Source organism: Sulfitobacter sp. G21635-S1, from assembly GCF_027213915.1.
Taxonomy (GTDB): domain Bacteria; phylum Pseudomonadota; class Alphaproteobacteria; order Rhodobacterales; family Rhodobacteraceae; genus Sulfitobacter.
Genome location: NZ_JAPWGV010000047.1, coordinates 1 through 15953 on the forward strand (window position 1 = coordinate 1; position 15953 = coordinate 15953).

Consider the following 15953-nt stretch of genomic DNA (forward strand, 5'->3'; position numbering starts at 1 on the left):
GGGCGCGGCCCGGGCTGACACCCGGGCCAAGGCTTGTGGCTGGCGTCGTGGAAGAACGATTTCGTTGTTTCGGGGGGGGCGGGTGCAGGAACGTGCTTTTTCAGCAGCCTCACATGCCATATTTGACAGGTCATCCTGATTGCAGACGCGGAAACAGGAGGTCGGCAATGCCGTCGCGCGATCTGGTGTGCTGCGGCGCGCCGCCGCCGGCCGGTCGGCAGCAACCGTTTTTCAATGGCCCTCAGACCTTTTTCTGACGCCCGAACCAGCCTTTCTTGACCGGCGCGTCCGTAGCCGCCTCGACAGGTTCAGCACCGCCCAGCGCCTGCTGGAAGTTGGAAAAGAACTGGTCGGCCATCTTCTTGGCAAAGCCGTCGATGATCCGGCTGCCCAATTGCGCCAGCTTGCCGCCCACCTTGGCATCCACCTCGTAGTGCAGGATAGTCTTGTCGCCCTGCGCCTCAAGGCGCACCTGCGCGCCGCCTTTGGCAAAGCCGGCGGCGCCGCCCTTGCCTTCGCCGCTGATGGTCAGGCTTTCCGGCGCCGCCATGTTGCTGAGGAATACGGCCCCCTTGAAGGTCGCCTTTACCGGCCCGACCTTTTGCACCACCGTGGCCTCGAACCCCTGTTCGGCTGAACCTGACATCTCCTGGCAGCCGGGGACGCAGACCTTCAGGACTTCGGGGTCAAGAAGGGCCGCGAAAACGCTGTCGCGGTCGGCATCTATGGTCTTTTGATCGCTCAGGTTCATCTGCTGTCTCCCTAGTTCGTCATGTTTCCCCACGCGAAATCCTGCCGGGTCTGGCAGATGTACTAGGGGCGGAGGCCACAACGCGCTATTGGACTTTGGTTGGGGGCATGAGCCCGGAGCCTAAGACCTTTTGGCTAGATACCTGCGCGGGAAATGCTGCTAATCTTTGCCCATGAAAACAGATGAAATGCCGATGACGGATATGCTCACCCCCGAGACCCCGGGCAAATGGGCCCTGATCGTGGATGATCATCCCCTGTTCTGCGACGCGCTGGAGCTGACGCTCAGATCCGTGGCCGCCTATACCGACGTGCGCAGGACGCATTCGCTGGCCTCTGCGCTGGAGGAACTGGGGCAGGCAGCACCACCGGACCTTGTGCTGCTCGACCTCAACCTGCCGGATGTCAGCGGGCTGGACGGTCTTTTGCGGCTCAGGCGGCAGGTCGGGGATGCCCATGTGATCATCGTGACCTCGGTCACCGACAACGCGGTGATCAATGGCGCCATCGCGGCGGGGGCATCGGGATTTGTACCGAAACACAGCAGCCGGGGCACCTTCAAGGAGGCCATCGACGTCATCCGCTCGGGCCAGGTCTTTACGCCCAGCGGGTTTGTCGCCGGGGAGGGCGCGGCCGAAGACAACGCGAACCTGCGCCGCCTCACCTCGCTGACCAACCAGCAGGCCCGCATCCTTGAATTGATCTGCGCGGGCAAGCTGAACAAGCAGATTGCCTATGAGCTGTCGATCGCGGAAACCACCGTCAAGGCGCATGTGACAGCGATCATGCGCAAACTTGGCGTGCAGAACCGGACGCAGGCGGTTCTGGTCGCCCATGAAGCCCAGTTCACATCCCAGTTGCCAAGTGACGAAGAGCGCCGCTAGTCTGCGTTGAGGGAGGCGCGATGTGGCAATTCAGCAAGAGGTTGAACCGCTGACGGGGGTGCGGCATGCATTGTGCCGCGGCCAGGTCGATGCGTCCCATCCCGATCCCATCGGCGTGCTCCGCCAGGCTCTGGGCCCAGCACCCATGGCGGTGGTGGCGCTGTTCATTTCACCCACCGCCGATTTCGACAGGCTTGTGCGCGAGGCCGATGCCGCCTTTGGCGAGGCCGAGGTGGTGGCCTGCACGACCGCCGGAGAAATCGGGGCGGGGGGTTATGCCGAGAACACGGTCATCGCCATCGGTTTCCCGCAGGCCCATTTCGCCGCCACCTCGATCCTGATCGAGGATCTGGGCGGAGGTTCTTCGCAGGCCCTGCAGGACCGTATCGCCCTGGAACGCGTCGCCCTGCAGGAGGCGCATCCGGACAAGCGTCATGGCTTTGCCTTTCTGCTGGTGGACGGGCTGTCGCTGCGCGAGGACATGCTGACCGTGGCCATCGCGCCGGCGCTGCGTGACATGGCACTGTTCGGCGGTTCGGCAGCGGATGGCGTGGATTTCGGCCATACGCGCGTCGCGCTGAATGGTCGTGCCTGCGAAAATGCGGCGGTGCTGACCCTGATCCAGAGCGCATTGCGGGTGAAGGTCTTCAGCATCGACCACCTGGTGCCGACCGACCGCCAGATGGTTGTGACAGGCGCCGACCCGGACCGGCGCATCGTCAAGTCGATCAATGCGGAACCTGCCGCGCAGGAATATGCGCGGCTTGTGGGCAAGGACCCCCAGCAATTGGACCAGTTCACCTTTGCCTCCCATCCCGTGGTGGTGCGCATTGGTAGAAACCATCACGTGCGCGCGATCCAGCAGGTCAAGGAGGGGGGCGAACTGCTGTTCTTCTCCGCCATAGACGAGGGGATGGTGCTGACCCTGGCCGACCCTCTGGACATGGTCGACCACCTGCGGCGCAAGCTGGACGAGCTGGCGGATGCAGGCGCGCTTACCGATATCGTCGGCTGCGATTGCCTGCTGCGCCGGATCGAGGCCGAGCAGAAACAAACCACCCGCGCGGTGTCGGCGGTGCTCGCTGATCACCGTGTGATCGGCTTTTCCACCTACGGGGAACAGATCGGGGCGCTGCATGTCAATCACACGATGACCGGCGTGGCGATCTATGCGCCGGAGGAAGATGCGGAGTGACCCGGTGTCGGTGATCAACCCCGCAGATTCGATCGAGCGGCAGAACGAGAAACTGTTGCAGATCACCCAGGCCCTGATGCGCCGGGTGGAACAGAAGAACGAACAATCCGGCGTCGCCTATGCCCAGTTCGAACGCGCCGCCCTGCTGGAAGTGCAGGTGCGCGAACGGACCATCGACCTGGAACGCACGCTTGAACTTTTGCAGGAGTCGAATGCCCGGCTCGAAGTGGCCAACCGCGAAACCGCCATCGCGCGCGAAAACCTGACCGAAGCGATTGAAACCATCAGCGAAGGCTTTGCCCTGTTTGATCCCAGTGACCGGCTGGTGCTGTTCAACAGCCGGTTCTGCCGCGATCTGTCCGACATCGAACCGCAGTTGTGCGAGGGGCTGTCCTTTGACGCCTATGTCGACCTTATTTCATCCAGCAGGTATCTGTCCCTGACCGCAGAGGTGACCCCGCAGAAATGGGCGCAACAACGCACCCGGCGGCACCGCGACAACCATGTGGTGTTCAATGTCAGCCTGATCCATGACCGCTGGCTGCAGGTCAGCGAACACCGGACCGCGCGCGGCGGCACGGTAATTTTGCAGACGGATGTGACCAATATCATCCGGCTGGAACGCAAGGAGCGCGAGAAACTGCGCGATGAACAGGCCCAGATCCTGCGGGCCACGCTGGATCACCTCGACCAGGGGGTCTGCATCTTTGACCGGCACCGCAAGCTGATCGGCTGGAACCGGCGCATGGACTACCTGCTGGACCTGCCGCCGCAGGATACCGACCTGGGCCGCAATTTTGTGGTGCTGCTGGAGCGGCTGAACCGGCAACTGACCTTCCAGGACAGTTTCGACAGCCAGATGCTGATCGACTGGGCCGGGCAGGAAAGCGGGCGCAGGCCCATCGCCTTTGAGGTGACGGGCGACAACAACAAGGTGCTGAGCATCTTTGCCCAGGAAATGCCGGACCGGGGTTTCGTGATCAGCTTTACCGATGTCACCGCCGAAAGAGGGGCTGCGCGGGCGCTCGCCGAGATGAACGAGATGCTTGAACGCCGGGTGCAAAGCCGGACCCGCGAGCTGGGGATTGCGCTCTCCGAGGCGGAACGGGCCAATGCTTCCAAGTCGCGCTTTGTCGCGGCGGCCAGCCATGATCTGTTGCAACCCCTGTCGGCGGCCAAGCTCTTTGTCTCGGCCCTCTCCGAACAGATCGAGGCACCGGACCAGCGCGGGATTGTCGAAAAGGCAGAGACGGCGCTCGCCTCGGTCGAGCAGATCATCGAGGCGCTGCTGGACATCTCTCGGCTGGATGCCGAACACCCGACCTTTGACATCCAGCCGGTGCATCTGAGCGCCATTCTGGCACCCCTGCGCGATGAGCTGACACCGGTGGCGCAGGCCAAGGGGATAGAACTCTCTGTGGTCGATTGCGGGCTGTCGGTACGCTCCGATCCCGGCTACCTGCGCCGGATCGTGCAGAACCTGGTATCCAACGCGGTGCGCTATACGGAAACCGGCCGCGTGCTGGTGGGGGTGCGGCGGCGCGGCGGGATGGCACAGCTTCAGGTCTGGGATACCGGACCGGGCATCGCCGAAGAGGAACAGGAAGCGATCTTTCAGGAGTTCCAGCGGCTCTCTGCGCATCAGAAGGAACATAGCCTGGGCCTGGGTCTGGCGATTGTGGAGCGCGCCTGCAAATCGCTGGGCCACCGGTTGCAGCTGACCTCGGCACCGGGCCGGGGCAGCCTGTTCTGCGTGGATGTACCGGTTGTCGAAGGGCGGCAGGACCCGATCGTGCTGGCCCGCGAGCGGCCCGAAACCTCTGATCTGGAACGCAAGGGCGACATCGTGTTCCTGGTGGAAAATGACGAAAACCTTGCCAATGCGCTGGTCCTGATGATGGAAGGCTGGGGGGCAGAGGTGATCCACAGCCGCACCGGCGAGGACGCGTTGAAACTGCTGGCCGACATCGACCTCAGACCCGATGCGCTGGTGCTGGATCACCAGCTTGGCGAGGGCATGTCCGGCCTGGATCTGCTGTGCCGGATCCGCGCGCTGCATGGCGATGTGCCGGTGCGCCTGATATCTGCCGACCGCGGGTTGGAACTGGAACGTGCCTGCCGGGAACTTGGCGTGAATCTGCTGCCGAAACCCATTGATAAAAGTAAGTTATTCGCGTTTCTGAACAGCTAGGCATGCCGCCCGGCCACCGGATGCGCCCCGAATTGCGCCGCAGATGCTGCCCACGGGCACCGGATTTTCGCATCCGGTTAAAGAGCTGTTCATGATCTGCCGTCATAGAAGAGGGGTGCCCCCGCCGGGGACGCGCGCAGGGTTTCGTTAACTTTCCAGCGGGAAATGGTCATGAGTGGCATCTTTGTGGGAAAAGCGCGGTGACGGATGCACCGCCCTCCATGGGGATGGATCCTGCGCGCTTTCAACAGCGCAAGACCGTGGTGATCGTGGACGATTCGCCCTTGCTGCGGCGGTGGTTGCGCTTGGTGCTGGAGGGCAATCGCCGTCTTGTTGTCGTGGGCGAAGCCAGCGACGCGAGAGAGGCAGGCGCGGTCATCAAGGCGACGCGCCCGGATGTGATTACCCTCGATATCGAACTGCCGGGAATGAACGGGTTGGAATTTCTGGAAAAACTGATGCTCCGCAATCCCTTACCGGTGGTCGTGTTTTCCGGCGTGACCCGCGCAAATTGCGAGACGACCGTGCGGGCGCTCATGCTGGGGGCGGTGGATTGTCTGGAAAAGCCCGAAAACGGGACCAGCCGGCGCTTGCGCGACACCATCTCGCGACGTGTCTTTGCCGCCGCCTGCAGCAGGATACAGACAGCGCCGCGCGCCCGTGTCGCCAGCGCTTCTGCACCTGCTGTCCGGCATCAGGGCATGGAACCGCTCGTGCTGATCGGGGCCTCGACAGGGGGTGTTGCAGCCCTGGACACGCTTATTGGCGGGCTGGATCCTGCTGGCCCGCCGGTTGTGATCGTTCAACACATGCCGGGTATGCAACTGGTCAGTTTTTCGCAGCTTCTGGACCGCAGGTTTGATCAGGATGTCCTGCTTGCGCGTCCCGGCATGGCATTGACACCTGGTCAGATCGTGCTGGCCCCGGCCCTGGGCCAGCATACGCAGGTGACGCGCAGCCTTGGGCAATGGGAAATCCGCCTGCAATCCGATGACGAAGGGGCAGGGCATTGCCCCTCCATCAATCAGTTGTTTCACTCGGCAGTGCCCCATGCCCGCGACGTGATCGCGACGATCCTGACCGGTCTTGGTCAGGACGGCGCGCGCGGGCTGAAGGCCCTGCGCGATGCGGGCGCGACCACCTTTGGCCAGGACCAGGACAGCAGCACTGTCTACGGCATGCCGCGCGCCGCCTGGGAAATCGGTGCCGTGGAACGCCAGTTTCCACTGGCGGAGATGTCGCAGGCCCTCAATCAAGCGGCGGCGCGGCACCGGGCACGATTGGTGAGGGCAAGACAATGACCACAACGACCAGGGTGATCACACAGGGGGAATATGCGGTTTCCGATGACCCCGGTGTGGTCATTTCCACCCTGCTTGGCTCCTGTGTGGCCTGTTGCCTGCATGACCCTCTGGTCGGTGTCGGCGGGATGAACCATATCCTGATTGCCGCAAATGCCCGGCAATCCACCCGTTTCGACCCGGAAGGTCTGAATGCGATGGAACTGGTGATCAACGACATGCTCAAACTGGGGGCCCAGAAATCGCGGATGCAGGCAAAGCTGTTCGGCGGGGCGAAAATGGTGACCGGACTGTCCGACATCGGCGGCGCAAATGCGGCCTTTGTTCTGAATTTCCTTGAAAGCGAGAATATTCCCTGTCTGTCAAAATCCGTCGGCGGCGATACGGCGCGGCATCTCATCTATCTGCCAGCGCGCGGGATCGCCCGGCAAAAGACCAAACCCCGCGCCGCGGTCACCGAGGCCGTGCCAGCGGCGCCAATGGCGAACCGGGAAATCGAACTGTTCTGACCCGCGGCATGTCGTGTCGATGGCCGACAGCAACAGCGGTGGGGGGTTAGAACAGGTCCAGATCTCCCGGCGAGCGGGTGGGAAGCGGGGCGACGCCCTGACAGTGCTGCGCTTGAAACAATGCGCGCGTGTCCGCCAGCCGCAGTGAGGAACAGGCATCCGCCAGGCCCGCCACCCCGATGGTGTTCACACCGGGCTGGCACCCGATCGCAGCGGTCAATGCGGTCAGATCCTCCAGCGACTGCCGCAGATAGTCGAGGCTTTGCAGCTGCCCGATCACACCCGCATCCTCGCGCGACAGATCAAGCCTGTCGCCGATGGCATGTTCGGCCCAGTTCACCATTTCGGCCAGCCCTGCCACGTGCGAAGAGACACGCTGCAAGATGACCCCAAGGTCAGGTTCCTGCATTGATCCGCCCCCCCCTTACAGGCGTCCAACTACCTGTTCGATGCAATTGCGCAAGTCGTTGGGTTCAAAAGGCTTCTTGAGATAATTGTTCATGCCCAGCTTCTTGCCATGGTCGATGATCTGCTGTTCGGCCCGGCCTGTGATCAGGACAAAGCCGATGCCCTTGGTCTTGGGGGTGGCGCGCAGGTAATGCAGCAGTTTCAGCCCGTCCATTTCGGGCATGTTGTAATCGGAAATGACAAGATGCACCGGTTTTGCCGTCAATGCCTGCAGGGCCTGTTTGCCGTTTTCTGCGGTGAACACATTGCGCACCCCGAAAGAATCCAGCGCCTGCGTGATCAGGCCACGGCTGGTGGACATGTCGTCGACAACCATGATGTGGATTTGGTCACGCAAGGCCATATTGGGATTTCCTCGTTGGTTTCGGGCGACGCGCCAGGCACGTGCGGTCTGTTGTCGGTTCAGATCGGTCGATATGTCGTGGGCTCGCCCACGCGGAAGCCGAATTTCTCCGGCTGCGCGATACGTTCGGAATGACCCAGAAAAAGAATGCCGTCAGGGCGCAGCAGCTGATGCATGCGCGGCCAGAGCCTGCATTGCGTTTCAAGATCGAAATAGATCACGACATTTCTGCAGAAAACCACGTCAAACTGGCTGCGCATCGGCCATTCCCTGAGCAGGTTCAAAGGGTTGTACCTGATCATTCTCTTGATGTCTGAATGCGCGGCATATCCCGCCTCTCCACCGGCACCGGCGCTCTGACGGGTGAAGAACCGCGCGCGCATCTCATCGGATACACCGCTCATCAGCCGGTCGGGGTATATCCCTTCGCGGGCGAAATTGATCACGGTGGAATCGATGTCGGTCGCGAGAATGCGCAGATCGAGCTTGTGCATATCAGGCGCATGATCCAACAGGGTCATGGCGATCGACAGCGGTTCCTGTCCCTTCGAACAGCCGGCCGACCAGATGCGCAGGCATCCGCCGGCGCGCAGCTCGGGCAGGCGTTTCGCCACCAGCTTGCCCAGCGTGTCGAAATGATGGCTTTCGCGAAAGAAATGCGAGACATTTGTGGTCAGCGCGGAAATCAGATGCTGGTGTTCTTCCCGCCCATCCTCCGACTGGAGATAGGAGCAATAGGCGGCGAAATCCGACAGGCCAAGATTGCGCAACCTGTGGCGCAGGCGTGACTGGATCATCGTCGCTTTCTTGTCGGCCAGGATCAGGCCGCTTTCCCGGTACGCCAGATCCGCGATGGCGCGAAAGCTGTCGGGATCCAGCGTTGTCGAGGTCAGCCGGGGCGCGTTCATGCGGCCAGGCCTTCGCCCACGTTGATGGTCGCACCAAGGTCAAGGACCCGGATCATCCGGTCGTCGATCAGGGTCAGCGCGCTGACCACACCGCCGCCACCGGCGGAGCCGTCCGGCGGCGGTTGCAGATCGTCGGAGGTGAGCGCGATGATGTCCGAGACCGCATCGACCAGCAGGCCGGTCATGCATTCGTCATGTTTCACCACGATGATCACGGCGCGGTCGCTTTGGGCGCGCGGCGGCAGGCCCAGGCGTTCGGCCAGGTCCATCACGGGCAGGACCGTGCCGCGCAGGTTGATCACCCCTTTCATGTAATGCGGTGCCTGGGGCAGCGGGGTGGCGCGGGTCCAGCCCCGGATTTCGCGCACGGACATGATATCAAGGGAATATTCCTGCTCGGCCAATTGGAATGTCAGCAGTTCGATGCTGCTTGTCGGATTCGTTTCGGTCATGCGATGGCTCCTTCGGCGCGGGTCTGGGGTGCCACGGTCAGATGCGCGGACATGGCGTTGGAAATGATGTCGGAGGGGTCGAGGATCAGGGCGATCTGGCCATCCCCGAGGATCGTCGCGGCGGCAATGCCGGGGGCGCGATGAAAGCTCTCGTCGAGCCCCTTGATCACGACCTGCCGCTGATCGACGATATTGTCGATCATCAGGGCGGCGTTGCTGCCGTCTTCCTGGCCGATCAGCAGCACAACGGCGCCGGTCATATCCTCAAGCGGGGCGCGGTAGCCCAATGCGCCGCCAAGATCCAGCAACGGCACAAAACCGCTGCGCACCCGCACGACGTTTCTGCCCGGGCGCAACATCTGGACATCGCCGGCCTCCAGCGTGAGGGTTTCGACAACAACATTCAGCGGCAGGACCAGGGTTTCATCCGCCACCTCGACCACCATGCCATCGAGCACCGCAAGCGTGAGCGGCAGCGAGATCGAGAATGTCGTGCCCTCGCCAGGATGCGAGGTGGTCGTGATACGGCCGCCAAGGGCCTGGATCGCGGTGCGGACCACATCCATGCCCACGCCACGGCCCGAGAGGTCAGAGACCTTGTCCGCCGTGGAAAAACCGGGCATGAACAACAGGTTATCAATTTCCGTATCGCTCAGCACCGCGTCTGGGGGGATCAACCCCTTGTCGATGGCAAGCTGTTGCACCTTGGGGCGGTTGATCCCGGCACCATCGTCGGAAATCTCGATGATCACCCGGCCCGAGCGATGGGCGGCAGACAGGTTGACCTGACCCTGTTCGGGTTTTCCGGCCGCGAGGCGGGCGGATTTGCTTTCCAATCCGTGATCCACCGCGTTGCGGATCATATGGGTCAGCGGGTCGGCCAGCCGTTCGATCACGGTCTTGTCGACTTCGGTGTCTTCGCCGTGAACAATCAGGCGCACATCCTTGTCCACCGCACCGGAGGCTTCGCGGACGATGCGCGACATGCGCTGGAACAGCGATTTCACGGGCTGCGCACGGATCATCATGACCGAATCCTGGATGTCGCGGGTCAGGCGTTGGAATTCCTCAAGCCCGTTCATGGCGTCGGAGTGCGGCGAAAGCCCCGATTGCTCCAGACTTTGGCTAAGCATCGCCTGGTTGATCACCAGTTCGCCAACCAGATTGACCAGCCGTTCGATCCTGTCGATATCGACCCGCACGACGGTCTTGGCTGCTGGCGGTGCCTGCGCGGCGGGTTTGGGCGGGGCCGGTGCGGGTTTTGCCGCGGGTTCCTTTTCCTGCTCCGGCAGTGGTTCGGGGGCAGAGAGCCCCTCGGGTGTCTGAGGCACCTCTGCCTCAGCCGCTTCTGGCATTTCCGGCGCTGTGGGGTCCGCCGCTGCGATGACGGTGCCCGGAGGCTCGGCATCGGCATCGGATATGATGTCAAGGCGGCACAAGCCTTCCACAAATTCGAAGATCGAGGCGATTTCCGCCTCTTCGGCTTCGGTTTCAAGCGTGATGTCCCAGGTCAGATGGGGAACCTCGGGAACCAGTTGCGCAAGCTCCGGGACCGCCGAGGTGTCGCAGGTCACATGCATCTCACCCAGCGCCTGGAGGTTGCGCAGCAGCAATGCCGGTTCGTTACCGGTCTCGAAAAGCTCCGCCGTCGGGGTGAACCGGATCTGATAGTGACGTGTATCGGGTGCATCCAGCCCGGGCAGGGGGGGCAAGGGCGGCAGGTCCTCAAGATCGGCAAGGTCCGGGCCGTCACCGCCGTCGGTGCCGAGGTCCAGCGAGATGCCCATCGGTTTGAAATCAATCTCTTCTTCCGGCGCATCGGCGCGTTCGTCACTGTCGCCCAGAAATGCGCTCAGGGCTTCAAGCAGCGCTTGTGTGCGTTCCTCCGGGGCGGGCAGGTTGTCGCGGCTGATCCGCACCAGATCAGACAGATGGTCCGCCGCCTGATAAAAGACCTTGAGCGCCTCCGGCGTGACCGTCAGCCTTTCGGCGCGGACTTCATCCAGGACGGTTTCATAGCGGTGTGCAAAGCGCACCAGGAATTCCAGCCCAAAGGCGCCGGCGCCGCCCTTGATGGAATGGACCGCGCGAAAGACGATATTGATGGTTTCGCTGTCGTCGGCACCGTCATCCATGATCTGGAGGCCATCCTGCAGGGATTCCAGCAGTTCCTCGCATTCGATGAAGAAGGAGGCGCGGATCTCTGCCATGGGATCGTTCTGTTCACTCATCTCATCGACCCCCTCAACTTGCGATCATCTGCAGGGCCTTGACCAGTTTCTCAGGGTCAAAGGGTTTCACGATCCAGCCGGTCGCCCCGGCGGCACGAGCGCGCTGTTTCAGCTCTGGCGCGGCTTCGGTTGTCAGCACCAGGATCGGCGTCGCGCGGTGCCTGTCCTGCCCGCGCACGGCGTCGATGAAGCCGAACCCGTCCATGCGGGGCATGTTGATGTCGGTGATGATGGCGTCGGGTTCGATGCCATCCAGCACCTCGACACCATGCACGCCGTCATCGGCGGTATGGACGGTAAAACCGGCGGGCAGCAGGGCCAGGCGGATCATGTCGCGCATCGTGCGGCTGTCGTCGACGGCAAGTATTTCCAGGCTCATTCCTGCCCCTCCACTATGGTTTCGGGGGACATGCCCATGGCCGTCATCTGGGCCAGCACCTTGTCGGGCACATTGACCAGATGCAGCGCGGCACCAGCCGCGCGCAGCGATCTGGCAGCGGAGACAAGAACCTGAAGGCAAAGGGCCCCCAATTGGGTCACCTCCGCCATGTCCAGGGTGACATCCTGACCGGCACGGGCCATGAGGGCGGCATGCAGGCCAGCGGCCTGCGTCACATTCAGCCGACTTTCCGGGATCAACGGCTCAGCCATCTTGGGACTGGCCCTGCAAGGGGTGAGCAGACTTCATCACGCAACTCCAGTTCAGCTTTGTCAGCCCGGTGTAGCGTGCGGTCCGTTAATTCTGCGTTACCTTGCGCGCCCTGCGCAGGATTTCCCTGAGACCCGCATGAAAAAGCCCCGTGGAGGGTGCCACGGGGCCTTGAATGTCATGGGATCGGCAAGCGCGCCTCAGCGGCGGCGGCGTCCGCCGGTGCGCCCGGCACGGCCGCGCCCCTCGTGGCCCGCTTTCGGGGCCTGCTTGTTGAATTCGATCCATGCGCCGCCATGCGGGTCGCGGTTGAACAGGAAATTCGCCGCCCGGATCGCTTCCATTTCCTTGCCCGGACGCGGCAGCGAAGAGCCCATGCCGAAAAGCTGCACGAATACTTCGTCATCCATGCCTTCCGGCAGAATCACGCCCAGCGCTTCCAGCTCGGCCTTTTTCTCGGCGATCTTGGTCTGGCTCACGGGCAGGGCCACCGGGTTCATGATGGCAGAGGTCATGCCGGCACCCATCGCCATCGGCAGGAAGGCGTTGTTGATGCCGTGACGGTTGGGCAGGCCGAAAGAGATGTTGGAGGCCCCGCAGGTGGTGTTCACGCCCAGTTCCTCGCGCAGGCGGCGCACCAGGGTAAAGACCTGATGGCCTGCCGTCGCCATGGCGCCGATGGGCATGACCAGCGGGTCCACCACGATGTCATGGGCCGGGATGCCGAAATCGGCGGCGCGTTCCACGATCTTCTTGGCCACGGCAAAGCGGACTTCGGGGTCTTCGGAAATGCCGGTGTCATCGTTGGAGATTGCCACCACCGGCACGTTGTATTTCTTGACCAGCGGCAGGACCAGTTCCAGACGCTCTTCCTCGCCGGTGACCGAGTTCAGCAGCGGGCGGCCTTCGCAGGCCTGCAACCCGTTCTCAAGCGCGCCGGGCACGGAGCTGTCGATGCAGATCGGGCAGTCGGTCACGGCCTGCACCCGCTTGATCATCTCGGGCATCAGCATCGGCTCGACAAAGTTGTTGTCGGCATAGCGCGGATCTTCGGCCATCTTGTTGGAAAAGACCGCGCCTGAATTGACGTCCAGAATGTTCGCACCCGCCGCGACCTGCGCCACCGCATCGGCTTCGACACGAGAGAAATCGCCGCGCTCCAGTTCTTCGGCCAAGATCTTGCGGCCTGTGGGGTTGATCCGTTCGCCGATGACGCAAAACGGCTCGTCAAAGCCGATGATGGCGGTCTTGGTCTTGGATTCGACAACGGTACGGGTCATGAAAAGGTCCTTTGTTCGGCGTTATTCGGCGTTTGCGGGGGCAGCGGCGTCGCCCCCGTTCTGGATGGCCCAGTTGGCATTGGTCTTGATGCCACCAAGCGGGAAGAAATGCACGTGGCTGATGTTGAAATCGGGGTTCTCGGCCTTGTGACGGGCCAGTTCGGTCACAACATCGGTCGGCTCATAGGGCAGCAGCAGCTTGGTCACATCCATCGCGCGTTTCTGCAGGACCTTGAGCGAGGGGCCGACGCCGCAGGCGATGGCGAATTTGATCAGGGTCTGCAGCTTGGCGGGCCCCGCGATGCCGATGTGGATCGGCAGGGTGATGCCCGCGTATTTCAGGCTGTCGGCCCATTCGATGATCGGCTGCGCCTCAAAGGCGAATTGCGTGGCGATGGCCATCTTCGCATCGGTCCGGCTCTGGAAATCGTTCTTCCAGCGCAGCGCCTCGTCCACCCGCAGGCGGGTGCCGTCGGTGTCGATGTCGCGGTTGCCTTCGGGATGGCCCGCGACATGCAGGCGTTCAAAGCCTGCCTCGTCGAAGAGACCGGTTTCCATCAGCTGCATGGAGTCGCTGAAATCGCCGTGCGGGGTGGTCACGCCACCGGCCAGCAGCAGCGCCTGTTTCACATCGGCTTCGCCCTGGTACATGGCGATCCAGTTCGCCAGCGTCGCCCGGTCCTTGATGATGCGCGCGGGAAAGTGCGGCATGACCTTGTAACCATCGGCGTTCAGGCGTTTGGCCGTGGCCACCATGTCCTCGATCGGGGTGCCCTCGATATGGGCGATATAGACGCGGGTGCCTGCGGGCAGCAGATCGCGGAAATCCTCGACCTTCTCGGCGGTGCGGGGCATCACCTCGATGGAGTAATCTTGCAGGAACGCCTCGACTTCTGGGCTGTTTGTGGGCGCCTGGGGCGCTTCCTTGCGGCGGAAGTTCAGCAAAGACATGATGTTATCCTTGAACATGGGGCGGCCCTCAGGCCCAGCCGTCGTTGGCGATCAGCGCTTTGATCCGGTCCTTGTCGTATTCGGCGTCCAGGCGGGCGGCCTCTGCGTCGGCCACGGCGTCGGGGTCTCCCTCAACCTCGTAAGGATCGGCTTTGCGCCACTCAGCGAGATAGGCATCGGTGTCTTCGGCCCCCACTTTCATGGCGGCACGGTCGATGGCCTGCTCAAAGCGCTCCGGCAACTGGCGTTTGGAGCCACGACGGCCCTTGCCGACGATCACCTGTGCGGGGATGTCGCGCCAATATACGATCTTGACGTCCGGCATGGGTGATTCCTCCGTTGCGCTTTGTGGCCTTCTATCGGCAGTCGCGTCTTTCCCGTCGTCGTTTTTCGACAATCGGGACCCCATCCGCGACTTGCGCCTTGTAGCCTGCCGGCGCGTGCAGGGCGAGGGGCAGGGGTGCTCATAATTCTCAACAAGGTTGTGAGGTTTGCTGCATGGAGCGGGACAGCGTGGCAGCCGCACGCAGTGGCATTGCCAGATATCTGGCTTTCTACAACACGAGAAGACCGCGTTCATCGCTGGACGGGCAAACGCCTGCCCGGGGTGGGCGATGCTAACCTTGGTTCATGCCACTTTATTTCTCAACCGTGATGAATCCCAACGCGGGAACAACTAGCCTCACCAAATCGCCTACCCGTCATGCCAAAGGCATGCCAATGATCAACGACGCACCTTCGGTGCGACGGGCGGGCAGGCGATGGCCCGGCGCCTTCGGCTTGTTCCGGGCCTGGGTGCTCATGTTTGATGGCAGCAATGTCCGCTCAGCAGCCATTCGTCAGCTTGTAGATGAAGGTCCGCGTTCAAAATGACTATGCCGACCGGGCGTGTCGATCCAGGCTGACTGGCTATGTTGAAAATCCCGGATCATGGCTGTTGGTTTGCGTGATCACCAGCACTAAAATACCGGGATGAACGATACACCCCAATCCTACGTCCTGTGCAGCAACCCGCGCAGCGGCACCACGCTGCTCTGTGACATGCTGGCGCAAACCGGCGTTGCGGGGCGGCCGGATTCGTTCTTTGGCGCGCAGCATCTGGCCGACTGGTGCGCCGATTGGGGCATCACCGAAGCTGTTGACCCGGATGATGCGCATTTTACCGAAAAATATTTCGCTGCCATGCGCCGCGAAGGGCAGGGCGGCACCGCGCTGTTCGGTCTGCGGCTGATGGGGCCTGATCTGGGCTCGGCCTGCGCCTGGCTGGGCCGCAGGCACCCCGGCCTGCCCGATGACGCCGCCCGCTTTGCCGCCGCGTTCGGACCGGTCCGCTTCATCTATCTCAGCCGCACGGACAAGCTGGCAGAGGCGGTGTCCTTTCTCAGGGCCGAACAGAGCGGGCTCTGGCACAGCCGCCCCGATGGCAGCGCGCTTGAGGAACTGCCGCCTGCCGGGCCACCGGGCTATGATGCAGCAGCGCTCACCCGGCGCATCACCGAATTGCAGGCGCTGGATGCGGCCTGGCCCGTCTGGTTTGACGCCAATGGCATTGCGCCGCTGCGGCTGAGCTATGAAAACCTGTCGGAAGCCCCGCAAAAGACGCTTGCGCAGGTGCTGGCGTTCATCGGTCTTGACCCGGGGTGCGCCGCGGATATCGCCCCCGGCACCCGCAAGCTCGCAGATGCCACCAGCGCGGCCTGGATCGCGCGCTACAGGGCCGAGGCGGGCCGCGCCTGACAGCAACGCGGCATCCCGAGACAGTTGCTAGGTCGTGTTGACATTCATTGTCGCCCACCCGTTTCAGTCCAAAATTGCTCAGTTCCAGGCAAGAGAGCGCAGGA

18 protein-coding genes and 1 pseudogene are annotated in these 15953 nt (G+C 62.7%); 8 read left to right on the forward strand and 11 right to left on the reverse strand.

The genetic code is table 11. The features are described 5' to 3' along the window. Positions 1-241: 241 nt before the first annotated feature. Positions 242-751 carry a CoxG family protein gene (locus tag O4H53_RS26225; protein WP_269367851.1) on the reverse strand — a complete coding sequence of 170 codons (510 nt, stop codon included), beginning with the start codon at positions 749-751 and terminating at the stop codon, positions 242-244. 202 nt (positions 752-953) lie between these two features. On the opposite strand from O4H53_RS26225, the gene O4H53_RS26230 reads away from it, so the two are divergent. The 5 genes from O4H53_RS26230 to O4H53_RS26250 all read left to right on the forward strand — a co-directional run bounded on the left by O4H53_RS26230 (position 954) and on the right by O4H53_RS26250 (position 6830). Continuing rightward, positions 954-1634, forward strand: a complete 681-nt coding sequence (locus O4H53_RS26230) for a response regulator (RefSeq protein ID WP_269367866.1) — start codon at positions 954-956, stop codon at positions 1632-1634. Positions 1635-1662: 28 nt separating this feature from the next. After that, complete coding sequence (locus O4H53_RS26235; protein WP_443069645.1) at positions 1663-2829, forward strand: FIST N-terminal domain-containing protein; 1167 nt, start codon at positions 1663-1665, stop codon at positions 2827-2829. Beyond that, a complete protein-coding gene (locus O4H53_RS26240) occupies positions 2819-5020 on the forward strand; it encodes a hybrid sensor histidine kinase/response regulator (protein ID WP_269367853.1) in 2202 nt (733 codons plus the stop codon). Before O4H53_RS26235 ends, O4H53_RS26240 begins: the two co-directional genes overlap by 11 nt. A gap of 200 nt (positions 5021-5220) precedes the next feature. After that, positions 5221-6321: a chemotaxis-specific protein-glutamate methyltransferase CheB gene (cheB, locus tag O4H53_RS26245; protein ID WP_269367854.1), complete on the forward strand. Its 1101-nt coding sequence runs from the start codon at positions 5221-5223 to the stop codon at positions 6319-6321. Beyond that, complete coding sequence (locus O4H53_RS26250; RefSeq protein WP_269367855.1) at positions 6318-6830, forward strand: chemotaxis protein CheD; 513 nt, start codon at positions 6318-6320, stop codon at positions 6828-6830. The genes cheB and O4H53_RS26250 overlap by 4 nt, the downstream gene beginning before the upstream one ends. 46 nt (positions 6831-6876) lie before the next feature. On the opposite strand, the gene O4H53_RS26255 is transcribed toward O4H53_RS26250, so the two are convergent. The 10 genes from O4H53_RS26255 to O4H53_RS26300 all read right to left on the reverse strand — a co-directional run bounded on the left by O4H53_RS26255 (position 6877) and on the right by O4H53_RS26300 (position 14437). Then, positions 6877-7239, reverse strand: a complete 363-nt coding sequence (locus O4H53_RS26255) for a hypothetical protein (RefSeq protein ID WP_269367856.1) — start codon at positions 7237-7239, stop codon at positions 6877-6879. Between the two features lie 15 nt (positions 7240-7254). After that, the gene (locus O4H53_RS26260; protein ID WP_067295727.1) at positions 7255-7641 is read right to left on the reverse strand and encodes a response regulator; all 387 of its coding nucleotides are present in this window, start codon (positions 7639-7641) and stop codon (positions 7255-7257) included. A gap of 59 nt (positions 7642-7700) precedes the next feature. After that, positions 7701-8549 (reverse strand): CheR family methyltransferase, encoded by an 849-nt coding sequence (locus O4H53_RS26265; protein WP_269367857.1) that lies wholly within the window; start codon positions 8547-8549, stop codon positions 7701-7703. Next, positions 8546-9001 (reverse strand): chemotaxis protein CheW, encoded by a 456-nt coding sequence (locus O4H53_RS26270; RefSeq protein WP_269367858.1) that lies wholly within the window; start codon positions 8999-9001, stop codon positions 8546-8548. Before O4H53_RS26270 ends, O4H53_RS26265 begins: the two co-directional genes overlap by 4 nt. Continuing rightward, entirely contained in the window at positions 8998-11232 is a 2235-nt protein-coding gene (locus tag O4H53_RS26275) for a chemotaxis protein CheA (protein ID WP_269367859.1), read from the reverse strand. Before O4H53_RS26275 ends, O4H53_RS26270 begins: the two co-directional genes overlap by 4 nt. A gap of 13 nt (positions 11233-11245) precedes the next feature. Next, positions 11246-11611: a response regulator gene (locus O4H53_RS26280; RefSeq protein ID WP_114277159.1), complete on the reverse strand. Its 366-nt coding sequence runs from the start codon at positions 11609-11611 to the stop codon at positions 11246-11248. Then, positions 11608-11883 carry an STAS domain-containing protein gene (locus tag O4H53_RS26285; protein WP_269367860.1) on the reverse strand — a complete coding sequence of 92 codons (276 nt, stop codon included), beginning with the start codon at positions 11881-11883 and terminating at the stop codon, positions 11608-11610. Before O4H53_RS26285 ends, O4H53_RS26280 begins: the two co-directional genes overlap by 4 nt. Before the next feature lie 198 nt (positions 11884-12081). Continuing rightward, positions 12082-13161 carry a methyltetrahydrofolate cobalamin methyltransferase gene (locus O4H53_RS26290; protein ID WP_269367861.1) on the reverse strand — a complete coding sequence of 360 codons (1080 nt, stop codon included), beginning with the start codon at positions 13159-13161 and terminating at the stop codon, positions 12082-12084. 21 nt (positions 13162-13182) lie between these two features. After that, complete coding sequence (locus O4H53_RS26295; RefSeq protein WP_269367862.1) at positions 13183-14112, reverse strand: methylenetetrahydrofolate reductase; 930 nt, start codon at positions 14110-14112, stop codon at positions 13183-13185. 28 nt (positions 14113-14140) lie between these two features. Further along, positions 14141-14437, reverse strand: coding sequence for a virulence factor (locus O4H53_RS26300; RefSeq protein ID WP_269367863.1), 297 nt, complete (start codon positions 14435-14437; stop codon positions 14141-14143). 185 nt (positions 14438-14622) lie between these two features. Between O4H53_RS26300 and O4H53_RS26305 the strand changes: the two are divergent. The 3 genes and pseudogenes from O4H53_RS26305 to O4H53_RS26315 all read left to right on the forward strand — a co-directional run. Continuing rightward, positions 14623-14733: pseudogene (locus O4H53_RS26305) on the forward strand (integrase core domain-containing protein); the annotation flags it as partial. Positions 14734-14742: 9 nt separating this feature from the next. Then, complete coding sequence (locus O4H53_RS26310) at positions 14743-14985, forward strand: hypothetical protein (protein WP_269367864.1); 243 nt, start codon at positions 14743-14745, stop codon at positions 14983-14985. Between the two features lie 99 nt (positions 14986-15084). Further along, complete coding sequence (locus O4H53_RS26315) at positions 15085-15849, forward strand: Stf0 family sulfotransferase (RefSeq protein WP_269367865.1); 765 nt, start codon at positions 15085-15087, stop codon at positions 15847-15849. The last annotated feature ends 104 nt before the right edge of the window (positions 15850-15953 follow it).